At 63.3% G+C, this 17,579-nt stretch carries 20 protein-coding genes; 5 read left to right on the forward strand and 15 right to left on the reverse strand.

Annotation, left to right across the window (positions count from 1 at the left end):
- Positions 1-99 precede the first annotated feature (99 nt).
- Together O7A70_RS07085 and O7A70_RS07090 are read left to right on the forward strand one after the other, a co-directional pair.
- Positions 100-1,245: an alpha-hydroxy acid oxidase gene (locus tag O7A70_RS07085; RefSeq protein ID WP_337139747.1), complete on the forward strand. Its 1,146-nt coding sequence runs from the start codon at positions 100-102 to the stop codon at positions 1,243-1,245.
- 188 nt (positions 1,246-1,433) lie between these two features.
- Positions 1,434-1,979 carry an adenine phosphoribosyltransferase gene (locus tag O7A70_RS07090; protein WP_337139748.1) on the forward strand — a complete coding sequence of 182 codons (546 nt, stop codon included), beginning with the start codon at positions 1,434-1,436 and terminating at the stop codon, positions 1,977-1,979.
- A 171-nt stretch (positions 1,980-2,150) separates the two neighbouring features.
- Here O7A70_RS07090 and O7A70_RS07095 read toward each other — a convergent pair whose 3' ends face one another.
- The 7 genes from O7A70_RS07095 to O7A70_RS07125 all read right to left on the reverse strand — a co-directional run bounded on the left by O7A70_RS07095 (position 2,151) and on the right by O7A70_RS07125 (position 7,190).
- Positions 2,151-2,609: a MaoC family dehydratase gene (locus O7A70_RS07095; RefSeq protein ID WP_337139749.1), complete on the reverse strand. Its 459-nt coding sequence runs from the start codon at positions 2,607-2,609 to the stop codon at positions 2,151-2,153.
- Positions 2,606-3,076, reverse strand: a complete 471-nt coding sequence (locus tag O7A70_RS07100; protein ID WP_337130853.1) for a MaoC family dehydratase — start codon at positions 3,074-3,076, stop codon at positions 2,606-2,608. The genes O7A70_RS07095 and O7A70_RS07100 overlap by 4 nt, the downstream gene beginning before the upstream one ends.
- Before the next feature lie 116 nt (positions 3,077-3,192).
- Positions 3,193-3,864, reverse strand: coding sequence for an HAD family hydrolase (locus O7A70_RS07105; protein ID WP_337140202.1), 672 nt, complete (start codon positions 3,862-3,864; stop codon positions 3,193-3,195).
- 52 nt (positions 3,865-3,916) lie between these two features.
- A complete protein-coding gene (ychF, locus tag O7A70_RS07110; RefSeq protein ID WP_337139750.1) occupies positions 3,917-5,020 on the reverse strand; it encodes a redox-regulated ATPase YchF in 1,104 nt (367 codons plus the stop codon).
- Between the two features lie 98 nt (positions 5,021-5,118).
- Positions 5,119-5,859 carry an aminoacyl-tRNA hydrolase gene (pth, locus tag O7A70_RS07115; protein WP_337139751.1) on the reverse strand — a complete coding sequence of 247 codons (741 nt, stop codon included), beginning with the start codon at positions 5,857-5,859 and terminating at the stop codon, positions 5,119-5,121.
- Between the two features lie 24 nt (positions 5,860-5,883).
- Positions 5,884-6,525: a 50S ribosomal protein L25/general stress protein Ctc gene (locus tag O7A70_RS07120; protein ID WP_027143359.1), complete on the reverse strand. Its 642-nt coding sequence runs from the start codon at positions 6,523-6,525 to the stop codon at positions 5,884-5,886.
- Positions 6,526-6,761: 236 nt separating this feature from the next.
- Positions 6,762-7,190 carry a MarR family winged helix-turn-helix transcriptional regulator gene (locus O7A70_RS07125; RefSeq protein WP_337139752.1) on the reverse strand — a complete coding sequence of 143 codons (429 nt, stop codon included), beginning with the start codon at positions 7,188-7,190 and terminating at the stop codon, positions 6,762-6,764.
- A 154-nt stretch (positions 7,191-7,344) separates the two neighbouring features.
- On the opposite strand from O7A70_RS07125, the gene O7A70_RS07130 reads away from it, so the two are divergent.
- Complete coding sequence (locus O7A70_RS07130; RefSeq protein ID WP_337139753.1) at positions 7,345-8,202, forward strand: alpha/beta fold hydrolase; 858 nt, start codon at positions 7,345-7,347, stop codon at positions 8,200-8,202.
- A 72-nt stretch (positions 8,203-8,274) separates the two neighbouring features.
- Here O7A70_RS07130 and O7A70_RS07135 read toward each other — a convergent pair whose 3' ends face one another.
- Positions 8,275-9,516, reverse strand: a complete 1,242-nt coding sequence (locus O7A70_RS07135) for an MFS transporter (protein WP_337139754.1) — start codon at positions 9,514-9,516, stop codon at positions 8,275-8,277.
- Positions 9,517-9,654: 138 nt separating this feature from the next.
- On the opposite strand from O7A70_RS07135, the gene O7A70_RS07140 reads away from it, so the two are divergent.
- Complete coding sequence (locus tag O7A70_RS07140; RefSeq protein ID WP_337139755.1) at positions 9,655-10,551, forward strand: AraC family transcriptional regulator; 897 nt, start codon at positions 9,655-9,657, stop codon at positions 10,549-10,551.
- 7 nt (positions 10,552-10,558) lie between these two features.
- Here O7A70_RS07140 and O7A70_RS07145 read toward each other — a convergent pair whose 3' ends face one another.
- The 7 genes from O7A70_RS07145 to O7A70_RS07175 form a co-directional block, all read right to left on the reverse strand.
- Positions 10,559-11,494: a ribose-phosphate pyrophosphokinase gene (locus tag O7A70_RS07145; protein ID WP_019860650.1), complete on the reverse strand. Its 936-nt coding sequence runs from the start codon at positions 11,492-11,494 to the stop codon at positions 10,559-10,561.
- A 237-nt stretch (positions 11,495-11,731) separates the two neighbouring features.
- Positions 11,732-12,367: a hypothetical protein gene (locus O7A70_RS07150; protein ID WP_337139756.1), complete on the reverse strand. Its 636-nt coding sequence runs from the start codon at positions 12,365-12,367 to the stop codon at positions 11,732-11,734.
- A gap of 43 nt (positions 12,368-12,410) precedes the next feature.
- Positions 12,411-13,562: a M24 family metallopeptidase gene (locus O7A70_RS07155; RefSeq protein WP_337105830.1), complete on the reverse strand. Its 1,152-nt coding sequence runs from the start codon at positions 13,560-13,562 to the stop codon at positions 12,411-12,413.
- Positions 13,562-14,356: a peptidoglycan editing factor PgeF gene (pgeF, locus tag O7A70_RS07160; protein ID WP_337139757.1), complete on the reverse strand. Its 795-nt coding sequence runs from the start codon at positions 14,354-14,356 to the stop codon at positions 13,562-13,564. The genes O7A70_RS07155 and pgeF overlap by 1 nt, the downstream gene beginning before the upstream one ends.
- A gap of 102 nt (positions 14,357-14,458) precedes the next feature.
- Positions 14,459-15,547 carry a class I SAM-dependent methyltransferase gene (locus O7A70_RS07165; RefSeq protein WP_337139758.1) on the reverse strand — a complete coding sequence of 363 codons (1,089 nt, stop codon included), beginning with the start codon at positions 15,545-15,547 and terminating at the stop codon, positions 14,459-14,461.
- Positions 15,544-16,404 (reverse strand): prolipoprotein diacylglyceryl transferase, encoded by an 861-nt coding sequence (lgt, locus tag O7A70_RS07170; RefSeq protein WP_337139759.1) that lies wholly within the window; start codon positions 16,402-16,404, stop codon positions 15,544-15,546. Before lgt ends, O7A70_RS07165 begins: the two co-directional genes overlap by 4 nt.
- Positions 16,405-16,531: 127 nt before the next feature.
- Entirely contained in the window at positions 16,532-16,774 is a 243-nt protein-coding gene (locus O7A70_RS07175) for a BrnA antitoxin family protein (RefSeq protein ID WP_027143349.1), read from the reverse strand.
- Positions 16,775-16,997: 223 nt separating this feature from the next.
- Between O7A70_RS07175 and O7A70_RS07180 the strand changes: the two genes are divergently transcribed.
- Positions 16,998-17,300 (forward strand): accessory factor UbiK family protein, encoded by a 303-nt coding sequence (locus tag O7A70_RS07180; RefSeq protein ID WP_337139760.1) that lies wholly within the window; start codon positions 16,998-17,000, stop codon positions 17,298-17,300.
- The last annotated feature ends 279 nt before the right edge of the window (positions 17,301-17,579 follow it).

Genomic DNA, 17,579 nt, shown 5'->3' on the forward strand with positions numbered 1-17,579 from the left:
CAGCTTGCATTTAGGCCGTTGGCACGGCGACACCGGATTGATATTCGAATGCATGAGCGGCTGCGAGGGGCCGTCCTGATATGGCGTTTGGATTCGATGATGCGGCTGCAGGACTGTCACAACTTTTCCGATTTCCGTCGCATGGCGCAGCGGCGGCTCCCGGGGCCGATCTTCAATTACATCGATGGCGCGGCCGACGATGAGGTCACCTATCGCCGCAACACCCAAAGCTTCGAGACCTGCGACCTCGTTCCCAACGTCCTGCGCGGGGTGAGCGAGATCGACATGTCGGTGACTGTCATGGGCCAGAAACTGGCGATGCCCTTCTACTGTTCGCCGACCGCCCTGCAGCGGCTGTTCCACCATCACGGCGAACGCGCGGTCGCCAGGGCTTCCGCCAAGTACGGCACAATGTTCGGCGTTTCATCGCTCGGCACCGTCAGCATCGAGGAAACGCGCAAGATCGGCAGCGGTCCGCAGATCTACCAGTTCTATTTCCACAAGGATCGCGGCCTCAACCGGGCGATGATACAGCGGGCGAAGGCTGTCGGCGTCGAGGTCATGATGCTGACCGTCGACAGCATCACCGGGGGAAATCGCGAGCGCGACAAGCGTACCGGCTTTGCCATTCCCTTCAAGCTCAATCTTGCCGGAATGGCGCAGTTCGCGTTGAAGCCTGCCTGGGCAATCAACTATTTCACTCATGAGGGCTTCAAGCTGCCGCAGCTCGACGAGCATGTCGACATGGGCGGCGGCACGATGTCGATCAGCCGCTACTTCACCGAGATGCTCGACCCTTCGATGACTTGGGATGATGTCGCCGAGATGGTCGACCTGTGGTCAGGGCCGTTCTGCCTCAAGGGCGTCATGTCGGTGGAGGATGCCAAACGCGCCGTCGAGATCGGCTGCAGCGGCATCGTGCTGTCAAACCATGGCGGCCGTCAGCTGGACGGCTCCCGGTCGGCGTTCGACCAACTTGCCGAGATCGTGGACGCCGTCGGCGACCAGATCGACATCATCATGGACGGTGGCGTGCAGCGCGGCACGCATGTGCTAAAGGCGCTGTCGCTCGGCGCCAAGGCGGTCGGCATCGGCCGATACTACCTGTTCCCGCTGGCGGCGGCCGGCCAGCCGGGCGTCGAACGGGCGCTGGAACAGATGCGGGTCGAGATCGAGCGTGGCATGAAGCTGATGGGCTGCAGTTCGATCGGACAATTATCGCGCGAGAACCTGCGCTTCCGGTGATCAGCCGGCAAGCGGCTGGGAATGACAGGCAGCGCGTGGCCGAAAATCCTTACGCCAGTCGGAGCAATCCTTTGCCGGATGCGCTTGTCTCGACCGTCACATCGCGCTAGCCGTTGTCGGTCGCGCCGGGTTACGATCGGCCCCCGCGCCGTTTCGCTTCTGTCAGCTGGATCATCCGGAGCTGCTTCATGAAATCCTCGCTCGAAGACACGCTGCTGGCGTCGATCCGCACCATCCCGGACTATCCGAGGCCCGGCATCCTGTTTCGCGACATCACCACGCTGCTCGGCAACGCACGCGCTTTCCGCCGCGCCATCGACGAGTTGGTGCATCCCTATGCCGGGCAGAAGATCGACAAGATCGCCGGCATCGAAGCGCGCGGCTTTATCCTGGGCGGCGCCGTCGCTCACCAGCTCTCGGCCGGCTTCGTACCGATCCGCAAGAAGGGCAAGCTGCCTTATGAGACCGTGCGCGTCGCCTACAGCCTGGAATACGGGCTGGACGAGATGGAAATGCACAAGGACGGCGTCGCGCCCGGCGAGAAGGTGATCCTGGTCGACGATCTGATCGCCACCGGCGGCACGGCGGAAGCGGCGGTCAGGCTGCTGCGCCAGATCGGGGCGGATATTCTCGCCGCCTGCTTTGTCATCGACCTGCCGGATCTGGGCGGGCGCGCGAAGCTCGAAGCGCTCGGCGTGCCGGTGCGGACGCTGATCGGCTTCGAGGGGCATTGAGCATTTCTTCCTTCTCCCCCTGTGGGAGAAGGTGGCCTCGCGAAGCGAGGTCGGATGAGGGGTGTTCCAGGGAACGCCAAGGCCCCACTCCGCTGGAACACCCCTCATCCGTCTTGCCGCTGCGCGGCAATCCACCTTCTCCCACATGGGGAGAAGGAAGAAGCGCCTGCGCTACCCAACCCTCACCAGCACCGCACTTTCGAATTCCAGCACCTTGCCGCCGGTCGAATCGGAGGCCTCGCAGAGCAGCGCCAGCAACCGCCAGCCGGGGCGGGACGCGATGGGGCGGTGGGAAAGCGCCGTGCGGGTGAAGGTGATGGTTTGCCCGGCGTAGACGGGCTTCAGCCATTTCAGGTTCTTGAATCCGGGCGAGGGGCCGAATTCGGGCACCGGGCCGTCCCAGCCTTCGGCGTCCAGGCGGGTCTCCAGGTTCAGCTTCATCCAGATGGCCGCGGTGTGCCAGCCGGAAGCGCAGAGCCCGCCGAGCACGCTCTTCCTCGCCGCCTCCTCGTCGATATGAAAAATCTGCGGGTCGTATTTGCGGGCGAACGCCTTGATCGCCTCAGGTTCGAAAGTGTGCGAACCGAGTGTGACGGTCGTGCCGATGCGGAAGAATTCATCCAGCGTCATGACGCATTCCCCGCGGCATCGCGCGTCAGGAACATGACGGAGTTCTCCAGCTCGAAGACGCTTTCGCCGCGCTGGTTGACGAGTTCGCTGCGCATGGTCACGAAGCCGAGTTGCGGCTTCGACTTCGACAGGCGCCTGGCCAGAACCACGAGGTTGCCCCGCAGCGTATCGCCGGCGAGCACCGGCTTCTTCCATTTGACCTGATCGACGCCGGGCGCGCCCTGACAGGTGGAGTCCAGCAGGAAGGCATCGCACAGCATGCGCATGAACATGGCGCAGGTGTGCCAACCCGAAGCCGAGAGGCCACCGAGGATGCTGGCCTTGCCGGCCTCCTCGTCGAGATGCATCGGCTGGGCGTCGAATTCGCTGGCGAACTCGACGATCTCGGCCGCGCTCACCTGTTTGGTGCCGAGGTCGAACTTGGCCCCTTCGACGAAGTCCTCATACGCCCATGTCTTTCCGGTCATGGTCTGCAAATCCGGTTGTAGAATGCGCGATCCCTTTGGATCGGAAAACTCGGATGCAGGCCGCGGGCGGTTTGGTCAAGCCCTTTCTGCTGAGCCAGCCGGCGCGATCGGGCCCGCTAGATATCGGCCAGCGCGACCTCCAGGTCTGCGTATGCTCCAACGAGGCAATCCGCACCATGTCGCGATAGGGCAACGCCATGACTTCCGGTGCAATGATTGCCGGCGGTAAATCCGATGACGCGCATACCCGCTGCCTTGCCCGCCAAGACGCCGTTCACACTATCCTCGATCACGACGCATTCATCTGGATGAACACCCATCGTATCTGCCGCGTGCAAAAACAGGTCTGGTTCCGGCTTTCCGTTGGCGACCATGTCTGACGAAAAGATATAAGGATCGAAAAGGTCGATAAGGCCAGTAACTTCGAGTTTCCAATGCAACCTGGCGAGTGGTGTGCTCGATGCCACACATCGCGACGCGGAGAGCCGGTTGATTACATTCTGTGCGCCCGGCAAGGCCGCCAAATATTTCTGCAAGCGTTGGCTAGTGTAGTCAGCCAACTGCTCAAAAAAGCGCGGAGAGAGTGGCTTAGCTCGCTCCTGGCCAATTGCTTCGAGCTTTGCCTGCCACGTAGTGGGAGATAATCCCATAAAGGTCTGTTTATAAACGTCCGATTCGAAAATGAGCCCTGCCGATGCCAGATACTCAAGTTCGGCTGCTTGATATATCTCCTCGCTGTTCACCAGCACGCCGTCACAATCGAATATTACCAATTTCACAGACGACACTTTGGACAAAACCCTGCATTCGCATTTCTAAGTGGTGGAGTGTCGTCTCGGCTCACGTGTTGAACTTGAACATCATGACGTCGCCGTCCTGGACGACGTATTCCTTGCCTTCGTCGCGTGCCTTGCCGGCTTCCTTGGCCGCCACTTCGCCGCCCAGCGTGACGAAGTCGTTGTAGGCGATGGTCTGGGCGCGGATGAAGCCGCGTTCGAAGTCGGTGTGGATGACGCCGGCGGCCTGTGGGGCCTTGTCGCCCTTGTGGATGGTCCAGGCGCGCGTTTCCTTCGGACCGGCGGTGAAATAGGTGATCAGATGCAACAGGTCGTAGCCGGCGCGGATGACCTTGTTCAGGCCAGGCTCGTCGAGCCCAAGCGAGGACAGGAACTCCATCTCTTCCTCGTCCGAGAGCTGGGCGACTTCGGCCTCGATCGCGGCCGAGATCACCACGGTGCCGGCGCCCTGCGCGGTGGCCATCTTCTCCACGGCCCTGGTGTGCTCGTTGCCGGTCGCGGCATCGACCTCGGCGACGTTGCAGACATAGAGCACGGGATGCGAGGTCAAGAGGTTCAGGCCCTGCAGGATGCGCAGGTCCTCCGCCGAAATCCCCTTGAGCAGTATGCGGGTCGGCTTGCCGGCCTGCAGCAGCTCGAGTGCCGCCTCCATCATCGGCAATATGGTCGTCGCTTCCTTGTCCTTGCTGCCCGCGCGCTTGCGGATCTGGACGATGCGGCGCTCGATGCTGTCGAGGTCGGCGAGCATCAGCTCGGTCTCGACCGTCTCGGCGTCGGCGACAGGGTCGATGCGGCCCTCGACATGGGTGATGTCGTCATCCTCGAAGCAGCGCAGCACATGCACGATGGCATCGACCTCGCGGATGTTGGCGAGGAACTGGTTGCCCAGCCCTTCGCCCTTGGAGGCGCCGCGCACCAGGCCGGCAATGTCGACGAAGGAGATGCGCGTCGGGATGACCTCCTTCGATTTGGCGACCTCGGCGATCTTCTGCAGGCGCGGATCAGGCACCGCCACCTCGCCGGTGTTCGGTTCTATGGTGCAGAAGGGATAGTTGGCGGCCTGCGCGGCGGCCGTCCTCGTCAGCGCGTTGAAGAGCGTCGACTTGCCGACATTGGGCAAGCCAACGATGCCGCATTTGAAACCCATTTTGTCCGGTCCTATCGGGAAAAAGCGAAATTTGATGAGGGCTATGGGCGATAGGGGTTAGGAACGTCAAGCCCTGTAAGGCCACATGCGCCTGCGCTTCAGTCCTTGTTGCCGAAGAGTTTCTTCAGCATGGCGGCCATCGGGCCGGTCTCGGGCAGTTTGGCGGGCGCCTGCTGGGGGCGGGCCTGGCGGACATGGCTTTGCTGTTTCGGGCTTTGCTGTTTCGGGCTCGGCTGCTTCTGCGCCGGCTTTTCCGGTTCGACGCCCGCCTTACCCTGGACGGCAAGGGCGGCCTTGTTCATGAAGCCGGACTCGTCGCCCTTGACGATCATCGCCGCATTGTCGGCGATCGCGTCGAGCAGCGGGTCGAGCCAGTCGCGGTCGGCCTTGGCGAAGTCGCCGAGCACATGATGCTGGACCATTTCCTTGACGCCCGGATGGCCGACGCCGATGCGCACGCGCCGATAGGCGTTGCCGAGATGGCCGTCGATCGAGCGGATGCCGTTGTGGCCGCCGGCGCCGCCGCCGGTCTTGATACGCAGCTTGCCTTCGGCAAGATCGATCTCGTCATAGAAGACGGTGAGGGCGGAAAGGTCGAGCTTGTAGAAGCGCAGCGCTTCGCCGACGGACTGGCCGGACAGGTTCATGAAGGTCTGCGGCTTGATCAGGATGATCTTTTCGCCGCCGAGCGTGCCTTCGGAAATCAGGCCCTGGAACTTCTTCGACCAGGGCGAAAAGGAATGGCGGCGGGCGATAGCGTCCGCCGCCATGAAGCCGACATTGTGCCGGTTTTCAGCGTATTTCGCGCCCGGATTGCCGAGGCCTGCAAAGACAAGCATCGTCGCCTCCGGGCGTGAAAAGAGTTACTTCTCTTCGGCGGCGGGAGCCGCTTCGGGAGCCGCAACCTCGACCGTCTCTTCCGTCTCCGGCTTCATCGCCGACGAACCGGCAACGGTCGCGATGGTGAAGTCGCGGTCGGAGATGACCGGCTTGACGCCGGCCGGCAGCTTGACTGCCGAGATGTGGATCGAATCGCCGATGTCGGCACCGGTGAGATCGACGGTGATGAATTCCGGGATCGCATTGGCCGGGCAGTGGAACTCGACTTCGTGACGCACGATGTTGAGCACGCCGCCGCGCTTGATGCCGGGCGACTTGTCTTCATTGATGAAGTGCACGGGAACGTCGACGTTGACTTCGGTGTCCTTGCCGATGCGCAGGAAGTCGACATGGACAGGGAAATCCTTGACCGGGTCGAGCTGGAAGTCCTTCGGCAGGACCTGGATCTTCTTGCCGTCGACATCGATCGTGGCGACCGTGGTCAGGAACCCGCCGCCATGGATCTTGTAGTAGATGTCCTTGTAGGTGAGCGCGATCGCCAGGGGAGGCTGTCTGTCACCATAGATTACTGCAGGCACTTTACCGTTGCGGCGAACTGCACGGGCGGACCCCTTACCGACCTGTTCGCGCGCTTCGGCCTTGAGCTCGTAAGTATCGTGGCTCATGGCTTTTCCTTTCGCGTGTTATGGAGCGCCTACGGTTGGCGATGTGCCAGGCCGTAAACGTCGAAAGCCGCCAGACCTCGATGCCCGAATGCCGGAAACCGCAGCGAGCGGATCTTTGTTCGGGATCACAAGGGGAAGGCAGCCTTCCGCCGCGTTGCCTCCAAGGGTGTCTACGCGGGTGGCGGCTCTATAGCGGAAGGCGGGCAGGCGTGCAAGCGAAGGTGGGAAGGCCGTCGTTAACGGTCGCCGCTCAAGGCATCGCGCAGTGCCTGGACCTGCCGGTTCAGGGCGTCGAGCTCGGCCGGCGTCATGCCCGAGCGCTCAACCAGGGTCTCGTTCAGGCAATTGCACTGGACGAGCAGCTTGCGGCCGGCTGATGTCAGGTCGACCTGTACCTGGCGCTCGTCGGTCTGGCTGCGCTGGCGGGTCACCAGGCCGGATTGTTCCATGCGCTTGACCAGCGGCGTGACCGTGCTCGATTCCAGAGCGAGCCTGTGCGCGATCGTGCCGACCGACATGCCGTCGGCCTCGCCCAGCGCGTTGAGCACGAGATATTGCGGATAGGTGATGCCCATCTCGTCCAGCATCGGCTTGTAGGTGCGATTGATCGCCATGCTGGTGGCGTAGAGCGTGAAGCACAGCTGATTGTCCAACGGGAGAGGCACGACGCATTCCTTTGCCGATTAAACGCCTAAAATATGTACTACGAAAAATGATATCGCGATACATATTTTTTGTAGACACGGGGGTCGAGCTGCGCTAGCGATATCTATATCGCGATATTGTTTATCGCGATAGTAATCAAAAACGGAGATTGAGATGACCTCGCAGACCAAATCAGGCTCAGGCAGCGGCACGATCACCACCAAGGACGGCACGCAGATCTATTACAAGGACTGGGGAACCGGCCAGCCCATCGTCTTCCATCACGGCTGGCCGTTGAGCAGCGACGACTGGGACGCCCAGATGCTGTTCTTCCTGTCACAAGGCTACCGCGTCATAGCCCATGACCGCCGCGGCCATGGCCGGTCGACGCAGACGGATATCGGCAACGAGATGGACACCTATGCCGCCGATGTGGCTGAACTTGTCGCGCATCTCGACCTCAGGGATGCCATCCATGTCGGCCATTCGACCGGCGGCGGTGAGGTGGCGCGCTATGTCGCCCGGTATGGTGCGGGCGGCCGTGTCGCCAAGGCAGCGTTGCTCGGCGCGGTGCCGCCGATCATGCTCAAGACCCCAGCCAATCCCGGCGGCCTGCCCATCGAGGTCTTCGACGGCTTCCGTTCCGGCGTCGCCACCAACCGCGCGCAGCTTTACGTGGATGTTCCCGCCGGCCCGTTCTACGGCTTCAATCGCCCGGATGCGCAGGTTTCGCAGGGTGTGATCGACAACTGGTACCGCCAGGGCATGATGGGCGGCACCAAGGCGCACTATGACTGCATCAAGGCCTTCTCGGAGACCGACTTCACCGAAGACCTGAAGAAGATCGACGTGCCGGTGCTGGTCATGCATGGCGACGACGACCAGATCGTTCCCATTGCCGATTCGGCGCTGTTGGCCATCAAGCTGCTCAAGAAGGGCGAGCTCAAGGTCTACAAGGGCTTTCCGCACGGCATGGCCACGACCCACGCCGAAATCATCAACGCCGACCTGCTGGCCTTCTTCAAGGCCTGAATCCTTTCCGCCTGAATGGCAAAGGCACCCGCCATATGGCGGGTGCCTTTGCCTGGATACAGCTCGGATGATCTATGCGGCTGCCTGCGCCTTGCGGGCTTCCTTCATGTTGGGCAGGAACACCGTCAGCAGTCCCAGGAACGGCAGATAGGAGCAGATCTGGAAGACGAAATCGATGCCCTTCATGTCGGCGACGACGCCAAGCACGGCGGCCGCGATGCCGCCGACGCCGAAGGCGAAGCCGAAGAAGATGCCGGCGATCATGCCGACGCGGCCCGGCACCAGTTCCTGCGCGAAGACGACGATGTTGGAGAAAGCCGACGACAGGATGAGGCCGATCAGCACGGTCAGCACCATCGTCCATTCCATGTTGGCGTAGGGGAGCGCCAGCGTGAAGGGCAGGACGCCGACGATCGAGAACCAGATCATCGCCTTTTGTCCATAGCGGTCGCCGAACGGACCGCCAAGCAGGATGCCCAGCGCCGACGAGCCGAGGAAGAGGAACAGCATGACCTGCGACATCTGCACCGAAACGCCGAACTTGTGGATGGAATAGAAGGTGTAGTAGCTGGCCAGGCTGGCGATGTAGGCGTTCTTGGTCAGCACCAGCAAGGTCAGCACCGCCAAGGCCCACATCACCTTGCGGCGCGGGAAGGGCGAGACGAATCTTGCCGTCTTGCGATTGCCTTGCGCGGCGCGCAGGCGGCTGTACCAGCCGCCGACCTGCCACAGGATAACGATGCCGATTAGCGAGCCGACGGCGAACCAGGCGATGCTGGTCTGGCCGAAGGGCACGACGATGAAGGCGGCCAGCAATGGGCCCATGGACTGGCCGAAATTGCCGCCGACCTGGAACAGCGACTGCGCCAGGCCAAACCGGCCGCCGGATGCGAAACGGGCGATGCGCGAGGACTCCGGATGGAAGATCGCCGAGCCGATGCCGATCAGCGAGGCGCCGATCAGGAGGAGGTAGTAGTGCCCGGCATAGGCCAGCACGACCAGGCCGATCAGCGAAGACGCCATGCCCCAGGGCAGCGAATAAGGCATCGGCCGCTTGTCGGTAACCGCGCCGATGATCGGCTGCAGCAGGGATGCCGTCACCTGGAAGGTGAAGGTCAACAGGCCGATCTGCCAGAAGTCGAGGCCGTAATTGTCTTTCAGAAGCGGATAGATGGCCGATAGCAGCGACTGCATGATGTCGTTGATGGAGTGGCAGAGGCTCACCGCCAGGATGACGGTGAAGGCCGTCGCCTGGGCTGAAGCGTGACTGGCGGTCGCAGGCGGCGCGACGCTGGTGGCTGTCGTATCGGTCAAGATAGGCTCCGTAGTCTTTTTGGCGGTTTTTCCCGCAGGCGGTGTGGCGGGCGCTTCCCGCAGGCAGCCTTATAGTCCGGTTGCCAAGCGACTTCTTTCGTGGTTTGGTCCAATAGTTTCGCAAGTGGGCCATACCGAATGCCAAAAACCAGGGAGATTTTCGGCGCCGGCCACGCCGATCTCGAGCAATTGCACGGGCTGCGCTGGCAGTGGCTCGAGCAGGCGGTCGGGCCGGCGGTGGTGTTGCCGACCGAATATCCGGACGGCTACCACGTGCCGCACCACCACCACAGCCGCAGCCAGTTGTTGCATGCGCTGGTCGGCGTCGTGCTGGTGACGACGCGGCATGGCCGGTGGATGGTGCCGCCGGACCATGCGATGTGGATCCCGGCCGGCATCGAACATTCCGTCGAGATGCTGGGCGATGTCTCGATGCGCTCGGTCTATGTCATGCCGCAGGCGATTCCGGGCCTGCCGGAGGGCATGCGCGTCGTCGGCATCACCGACCTGATGCACAGTCTGATCGTGGAATCCGAGAAGCTGCCTCAAGGCGGCGAGCTTGAAGGGCGCGGCGGCCTGATCATGAACCTTCTCCTGCATGAGATCCCGCAATTGCCGGAGCGGCCGCTCGGCCTGCCGTTCCCGTCGGATCCCAAACTGGCGGCGCTCTGCCGGCGTTTCGTCGCCGCACCCTCGCCGCATGCGACGATCGACGAATGGGCCGATACGGTCGGCATGAGCCGGCGCTCCTTCACGCGCGCCTTCCAGCGCCAGACCGGCCTGTCGCTGTCGACATGGCGCCAGCAGGCCTGCCTGTTCGCGGCGCTGCCGAGGCTCGCCGACGGCGAGCCGATCACCCGGGTGGCGCTCGATCTCGGCTATGACAGCGTGCCGGCCTTCATCACCATGTTCAAGCGCATGCTGGGTTCCTCGCCGCGCGGCTATATGCGTGGCGCGCGCGATGCCGGCGAAGGCATGCGGCGAGCCCCGGCCCGGTTAGAGGCACAGACGCCATCGGCCTTGCCGCAGGGGTGACGGGTTTTCAGTCGAACAGGCTCGACACCGATTCCTCGGTCGCCGTGCGCGAGATGGCTTCGCCCATCAGGTCGGCGATCGAGATGACGCGGATGTTGGGCGCGTCGAGCACGCCCTGCGTCGGCTGGATGGAATCGGTGATCACCAGTTCCTGCAGCTTCGAGCCGCTGATGCGAGCGACCGCGCCGCCCGACAGCACGCCGTGGGTGATGTAGGCGGTGACGCTGGTGGCGCCGTTGGCCAGCAGCGCGTCGGCGGCATTGCAAAGCGTGCCGCCGGAATCAACGATGTCGTCGATCAAAAGGCAATCCTTGCCGGCGACCGCGCCGATGATGTTCATGACTTCCGATTCGCCCGGACGCTCACGGCGCTTGTCGACGATGGCGAGCTGCGCGTCGAAGCGCTTGGCCAGCGCGCGGGCACGCACCACGCCGCCTATGTCGGGCGACACCACCACGACATTGCCGAGCTGCTTGTATTTCGCCTTGACGTCGCGGGCCATCACCGGCACCGAGAACAGATTGTCGGTCGGGATGTCGAAGAAGCCCTGGATCTGGCCGGCATGGAGATCCAGCGTCAAAACCCGGTCGACGCCAGCGCGGGTGATCATGTTGGCGACCAGCTTGGCCGAGATCGGCGTGCGGCCGGAGGCGCGGCGGTCCTGCCTGGCATAGCCGAAATAGGGGATAACCGCCGTGATGCGCTTGGCCGAGGAGCGCATGAAGGCGTCGATCATGATGAGCAGTTCCATCAGGTGATCGTTGGTCGGGAACGAGGTCGACTGCAGGATGAAGACATCCTCGCCGCGCACATTCTCCTGGATTTCGACGAAGATTTCCTGGTCGGCGAAGCGCCTGACACTGGCCTTGCCCAGCGGGATGTTGAGATAGCGAGCGACCGCTTCGGCCAGCACCCTGTTGGAATTGCCCGCGAAGAGTTTCATGCACCGTTCCTGGTGGAGGACGGAGAGGCCTGGCGGACTCTCCTGCGCCTTTTAACCGGGCTTTTAGCGGCCCGCGCCGGTATTGCAAGCGCCGAGATCGTGAATCCGCCGGCTAAGCTCACGAAAACTGTTAGCCATCACCGACTGGCAACGGAGAGCTGCGGACTTCCGCTGATCCCTCTGCTCGTTCGAGCATCCGGATTTTCCCAAAACCGTTTTCCACTTTTGGGTTCTGGACTAGCTCGCCTTGCCGCTGAGAAAGGCCGCGAACTGGTCGATGGTCTGGTCGGCGATCGCCTGCATGGTGGCTGGCGAGACCGACTTCCAGCTGTCGGCGCCGGCGCTGTCGCCGGAACCGGTCGAAGGTGCCTTCATCTGGCCGTTGATGCGGTGCAGCCGGTTGCCGGATGGGTCGTAGACGTCCCAGACATAGATGACGGTGGTGTCCTTGCCCTCCGTCATCGCCGAGAAGTAACCCTTGAGCACATGGGTGGCGGTCTGGTCCTGGCTGCCGGCCAGCGTGATGCCGCGCTGCTTGGCACGTGTCTGCAGTTCCGCCGTCAGCGGCGTGGCGGCTTCCACCGAAGCGCCGACGATCGGCGCGATCTGCAGCCGGGTCTTCGACAGGATGGCGGCAGCCTGGGCGGAGGTGACGGGCGCGGCGGCGGGTGCGCCCGCTGTCGTGGTGGCCGTCGCGGCCGTAGATGGCGCCGGGGCGGGAACGGTGGCCGCCGAGATGCCCTGCGTTGCCGGCTGCGTCGAAGCCGCCGGCGGGGTGATGGCGGAAGGCTCGAGGACGTCCTTTGCGTTGGTGCAGGCAGCCAAAGCCAATGCCACAAGCAATGACACGGTCGTCACATGCGATCGTCTCATTTGCCTTCTAACTCCTTGGCGAAGAACGCCTCCCATTATGGATTCACTGCACGATCAAGTCGAGATCATGGCGGGACAGCGGCTTCGGCTGGGATTCGGTGGTCAGGTAGGTGCGGCCAAGCGTCATCGCCGTCTCGGTCTCGGAATCCATGATGATCATATGGGCAAACAGCGTCATGTTCGGCGCGATCGGTTCGGGATTGCCCTGGTAGAACATCGGCATATCCATCCAGGACGGCGTGAAGCGGGCCCCGACCGAATAGCCGCAGGCGTTCAGCCGATGCTTGGTCAGGCCGTGCGCTTCCATGGTGCGGGCGTGGGCGTCGAACACGTCGCCGAAGGTGTTTGCCGGCGTCATCGCCTTTTCGACGGCCAGAAGGGCGGCGCGTGCCGCATCAAACAGCTCCTGATGGCGCTTGGAGACCTTTCCGGTCAGCACCGTGCGCATCATCGGCGCGTGGTAGTGATGGAAGACGCCTGCCCATTCGAGCGTCAGCTGGTCGTTCTTGGTGAGCTTGCGGCGGCCGGCCTTGTAGCGGCACAGCAGCGCATCGACGCCGGAGCCGATGATGAACTCGTTGGCCGGATAGTCGCCGCCACCGGCGAAGATCGCGCCCTGCATGGCGGCGAGGATCAAGGCCTCGTCGCCGCCCTGCTTGATCAGCGGCAGCGCCGCGTCCAGCGCGTCGTCGGAGAGATTGGCGGCCTTCTCCGCCTTGGCGATCTCGGCCGGGCTCTTGAACAGGCGCAACCGCCCGACGATGCCGGAGGCATCGGCGATCTGGCCGAAGGTCTGCAACTGCTCATCCAGGCGGCGGCCATTATAGGCGGTCAGACCGTGAGTGTCGTATTCGACGCCGATCCGGGCGCCGAGCAGGTCGAGTTCGTTGAGCAGGTTGCGCAGGTCGACGGCCGGATTGGCGCCGTCGCGGTCGGTCCACAGCACGATGTTGTCGATGATCGAGGTCTGGCGCGCCTGGCGCAGGTCGGCCGAACGGGTCAGAAGCACCATGGAACCGTCGGCCTTCACCACCAGGCACTGGAAGAAGCAGAAGCCGAACGTGTCGTAGCCGGTCAGCCAGTACATGCTTTCCTGCGCGAACAGCAGGATGGCGTCGAGCTTCTTCTCGGCCATCTCGATCATCAGCCGGTCGCGCCGCGCGTCGAATTCCGATCGTTCAAAATGCAGCGCCATTATACCTTCTCCAAAACGATTGCCGAAACCTGCCGGCCATAATCGGGTTCCCTACGGTGCGTGGTGCGCCGGTAGGAGTAAAACAGATCTTCTTCGGCATAGGTGCAGCGGCCAAGGCCTTCGGCCGTAACGCCGGCCCTGGCCAGCCGGTCGATCGTATAGCCGTTGAGGTCGAACATCGAATGGCCGGCATGTGCCGAAGGCACGAAATATCGCGCATTTTCACTGTCGGCATCGACGAAGCGGGCGACGAATTCCGGCCCCACTTCGTAATTGTCGGGGCTGATCGAAGGGCCAAGCACGGCGAGGATGTTTTCGCGACGGGCGCCGAGGCTCTCCATGGCGGCAACGGTGTTTTCGAGCACGCCCGTGAAAGCGCCTTTCCACCCGGCATGCGCCGCGCCGATGATGCGCGCGCCGGCATCCGCGAACAGAACCGGGCCGCAATCGGCGGTCGAGGCGCCGATGGCGATGCCCGGCCGGTCTGTGACGATGGCATCGGCCTTGGGACGCTCGCCGGCGAAGGGTTCCCTGGCGATGACGACGTCGGGTGAATGGACCTGCCAGGCGGTCAGCAGATGGCTTGCGGGTACGCCCATCCAGGCGGCGACACGGGCCCGGTTCTCGGCGACCAGCGCCTGGTCGTCATCCGACCCAGTGCCGATGTTGAGGCCCCGGTAGATGCCCGTGGAGACGCCGCCGATGCGGGTGAAGTAGCCGTGGCGGATGCCTTGTGCCTGCGCCTGGTCCAGCAGCGGCGACCGAACGGGATCCGGTTTGGTCTGATTCAGCATGCGGGCGTTGTTGTCCGTGTGGGCGGTTTCGTCAAGGAAAAGCGGCCGGCGGTCCGACCGTCGTTTACCGGACGGGAGATTGGGAGGGGCAGCGACGAAAAGTCAATCCGCCGTGGCGAAGGACCTGACGGCTACGCCACGCGGAACGATGGCGAGGACCTTGAAAAGTTCACCCATGGCTTGCGGGCCGGCGAGGCGCTCGACGGCATCTGATAACTTGTCGCGTGCGGCCTGGTCGTGATCGGCGCCCAACTGGCCGGCACGCTCCAGAATGCCCATGCCGAGCAGGAAATTGCCCTGCGTCGACAGGTGGGCGTCGAGACCGTGCGCGCGCACGGTCGCTGCAAGGGCGGCGAAATCGACATGGGAGGTAAGGTCGGCTTCGCCGGGATTGGCCAGCACATCTTCGTGATTGTGCCGGCGCAAGGCCTGCAGCGTGTCGCCGACACCGGGCCGCAGATGGCCGTAGTCGAGGAACAGCCCGGCGCCGCCATGAGCGGCTATGCGCTCGGCGATGGCCGCCATCAGGGCGGCGCGGGCGGGCGCGATTTCGACGATCGCGCCTTGCGGCGCGTCGGCTGCATCCCTGGGCAGCAGCGTCGGATCGACCGAGCCGACGCCCGCGAAGAAGCAAAGATTGTCCGCATCGTCCAGGCCGACCATGCGCTCGCGCCACTCGGCGCCGGCGCGGACGAACTGGCGGATGGGCACGGCATCGAACAGTTCGTTGCCGACGATCAGCAGCGGTTGCCGCGGCAGCGCGTCGATGGTTTCGTGCCAGGAAACAGCGAATGGTGTCGCGCCGAGCGTCTGTTTCTGGATTTCCGTCAGGCGCGGGCTGGTCTCGATCATGGCGAAGGCGGCGCCATTGGCCAAGGCGGGGTCGAGCCGCGACAAGGTGCGCAGCATGTCCTTCATCAGCGTGCCGCGGCCAGGGCCGATCTCGGCGACGGTGACCGGCATCGGCCGGCCGATCGCTGCCCAAGCCTGATAGAGCCAGACGGCGACGAGTTCGCCGAACATCTGGCTGATTTCCGGCGCGGTGATGAAGTCGCCAGCCGCGCCGAACGGTTCGCGTGTGGTGTAGTAGCCATCGCGCGGATCGAACAGGCACAGCGCCATGTATTCGTTGACGGGCATCGGACCCACCGCCTCGATCAGGTCGACGATACGAGCCTTCAGCAGCGTCATGTCGCCTGCGGCTGCGCTTGCTTCACCGGCTTGGCTGTCGCCATCGCCCAGATGCCGGCCAGCACCATCGGCGTCGACAGGATCATGCCCATGGTCAGCCAGTTTGTGCCGAGGAGATAGCCGAGCTGCTGGTCGGGCTCGCGGAAGAACTCGACGAAAATTCGTGACAGGCCGTAGCCGCAGATGAAAGCGCCGCCGACAAATCGCGGCGTCTTCAGCTTGAGGCGCGAGTGGGTGAGGATGCGTAGCACCACAAACAGCACCAGCCCTTCGAGCAAGGCCTCGTAGAGCTGGCTCGGATGGCGGGTGAACGGTCCGCCATTGGGGAATTCGATCGCCCAGGGCACGTCGGTCGGCCGTCCCCAGAGCTCGGAGTTGATGAAGTTGGCGACGCGCACGAGGCCGAGGCCGACCGGCACGCCGGCTGCCACGACATCGAACAGCGACCAGGTGCGGATGCCGCGCTTAAAGGAAAACAGCGTCATGGCCAGGATGACACCGAGCAGGCCGCCATGGAAGGACATGCCGCCTTGCCAGACGGCGAAGATATCGAGCGGATGGGCGATATAGCGCGCCAGGTCATAGAACAGGACATAGCCGGTGCGGCCGCCCAGAACCACGCCGATGGCCGCCCAGACGATGAAATCGTCGAGGTCCTCCGGCTTCATCGGCGGGACGCCGTCGGGCCAGAGTTTCGGATTTGCGGCGAGCCGCTTGGCATACCACCAGGCAAACAGGATGCCGACGATGTAACCGATGCCGTACCAGTGTACCGCCAGCGGCCCGATCTGGATGAGGATCGGGTTGATGTTCGGGAAAGGCAGTGAAGCCAGCGGCAGCAGGAAATACTCGTTCAACGGGGAGCTCTCGGTTGCGATCGGCGCGGACCATGCGGCAGGGTTTTGGCAGGGTCAAGGCAAGGGCACGGCCGTCGATGGCTCGTGAACGGGATCGCTTCAAGGTCCGTCGCGCGGATGGACGTCCTCAACCCCTGGGCTTGCCGGCCACCACTTCACGCAAGGCGTCGTTGATCCTGTCCTGCCAGCCTGGACCATCTTCCTGGAAATGCTCGAGCACGGCCCGGTCGATCCTGATCGAGACAAGCTCGCGGACATTCGGGGCGGTGGAGGGTTCGCGAGGCGGGGCCGGTGCCGGCTTCTTCACCGGCTTGAAGACGGCTTCGGCGGCTTCCATCGGATTTGTCGGTCTGCGCGGGGGCGTTGCCATTGGTTATCCCGGGTTGAGCGTGCCTGAAGGGAGACGAGGGCGTCATAATAGGCGACTTGCCACCACCAAGTACAGCTTCGGAGCCGTTCGGGAGCCTCCTGTTGACGGCGGCGGTCGCCGTGCGGCTGTGCGCCAAAGCAACGCAGAGGTCGCACCAACCCCCAACGTTCTTGCATTCCTCGCGCCACGTCACTAATTCAAATCATGCAAGCGAGGATCTGCCATGTCGACCGGACCGAACCGCATTCTCGATGAATTCGCCAAGTTGATGACCGATGCCGCCGGTGCCGCTCAAGGTGTCCGGCGCGAGGTGGAGACGGCCTTCAAGGGCCAGGCGGAACGCATCCTCAACTCCATGGATGTCGTGCAGCGCGAGGAGTTCGAGGCCGCGCGCGAGATGGCGGCCAAGGCGAGAGAAGAGAACGGCAGGCTCGCCGAGCGCATCGAGACGCTCGAGGCCAGGATCGCCGAACTGACCGGTCATGCCACACCTGCGGCTCCGGCGAAGCCCAAGCCGAAAAAATAATTCGTTAAACTTTTCCACAAAGCACCAGCCTGAAAATCGCTTTGCCGTGAATCGCTTACCGGCATTGCGTGACTCTTTGTGACAGGCACCTTTCCACATGCGAATGACGCAGTGCGAAAAATTGGGCTGTTCACGCGACTCCCGATCAATAGACTGAATTTGTTGCATGATTCGGAGCAGGGGTCATGCGCCGGGCGGTGGGGTCCGGTCTGGGGTCTTTGCGTTGAGAAGTCCCGGCCGTCCGAGTTCTAGACAAGATTGTTCGTCGTGTGTGCCCCG

Origin of the sequence: Mesorhizobium sp. Cs1299R1N1 (assembly GCF_037179655.1) — a bacterium.
Taxonomy (GTDB): Bacteria; Pseudomonadota; Alphaproteobacteria; order Rhizobiales; family Rhizobiaceae; genus Mesorhizobium; species Mesorhizobium salmacidum.

Excerpts from the sequence above, each read along its gene's own strand:
- O7A70_RS07085 (WP_337139747.1), top strand. The coding sequence starts at position 100 with ATGCGGCTGCAGGACTGTCACAACTTTTCCGATTTCCGTCGCATGGCG.
- O7A70_RS07090 (WP_337139748.1), top strand. The coding sequence starts at position 1,434 with ATGAAATCCTCGCTCGAAGACACGCTGCTGGCGTCGATCCGCACCATC.
- O7A70_RS07095 (WP_337139749.1), bottom strand. The coding sequence starts at position 2,609 with ATGACGCTGGATGAATTCTTCCGCATCGGCACGACCGTCACACTCGGT.
- O7A70_RS07100 (WP_337130853.1), bottom strand. The coding sequence starts at position 3,076 with ATGACCGGAAAGACATGGGCGTATGAGGACTTCGTCGAAGGGGCCAAG.
- ychF (WP_337139750.1), bottom strand. The coding sequence starts at position 5,020 with ATGGGTTTCAAATGCGGCATCGTTGGCTTGCCCAATGTCGGCAAGTCG.
- pth (WP_337139751.1), bottom strand. The coding sequence starts at position 5,859 with ATGCTTGTCTTTGCAGGCCTCGGCAATCCGGGCGCGAAATACGCTGAA.
- O7A70_RS07120 (WP_027143359.1), bottom strand. The coding sequence starts at position 6,525 with ATGAGCCACGATACTTACGAGCTCAAGGCCGAAGCGCGCGAACAGGTC.
- O7A70_RS07130 (WP_337139753.1), top strand. The coding sequence starts at position 7,345 with ATGACCTCGCAGACCAAATCAGGCTCAGGCAGCGGCACGATCACCACC.
- O7A70_RS07140 (WP_337139755.1), top strand. The coding sequence starts at position 9,655 with ATGCCAAAAACCAGGGAGATTTTCGGCGCCGGCCACGCCGATCTCGAG.
- O7A70_RS07145 (WP_019860650.1), bottom strand. The coding sequence starts at position 11,494 with ATGAAACTCTTCGCGGGCAATTCCAACAGGGTGCTGGCCGAAGCGGTC.
- O7A70_RS07150 (WP_337139756.1), bottom strand. The coding sequence starts at position 12,367 with ATGAGACGATCGCATGTGACGACCGTGTCATTGCTTGTGGCATTGGCT.
- O7A70_RS07155 (WP_337105830.1), bottom strand. The coding sequence starts at position 13,562 with ATGGCGCTGCATTTTGAACGATCGGAATTCGACGCGCGGCGCGACCGG.
- pgeF (WP_337139757.1), bottom strand. The coding sequence starts at position 14,356 with ATGCTGAATCAGACCAAACCGGATCCCGTTCGGTCGCCGCTGCTGGAC.
- O7A70_RS07165 (WP_337139758.1), bottom strand. The coding sequence starts at position 15,547 with ATGACGCTGCTGAAGGCTCGTATCGTCGACCTGATCGAGGCGGTGGGT.
- O7A70_RS07175 (WP_027143349.1), bottom strand. The coding sequence starts at position 16,774 with ATGGCAACGCCCCCGCGCAGACCGACAAATCCGATGGAAGCCGCCGAA.
- O7A70_RS07180 (WP_337139760.1), top strand. The coding sequence starts at position 16,998 with ATGTCGACCGGACCGAACCGCATTCTCGATGAATTCGCCAAGTTGATG.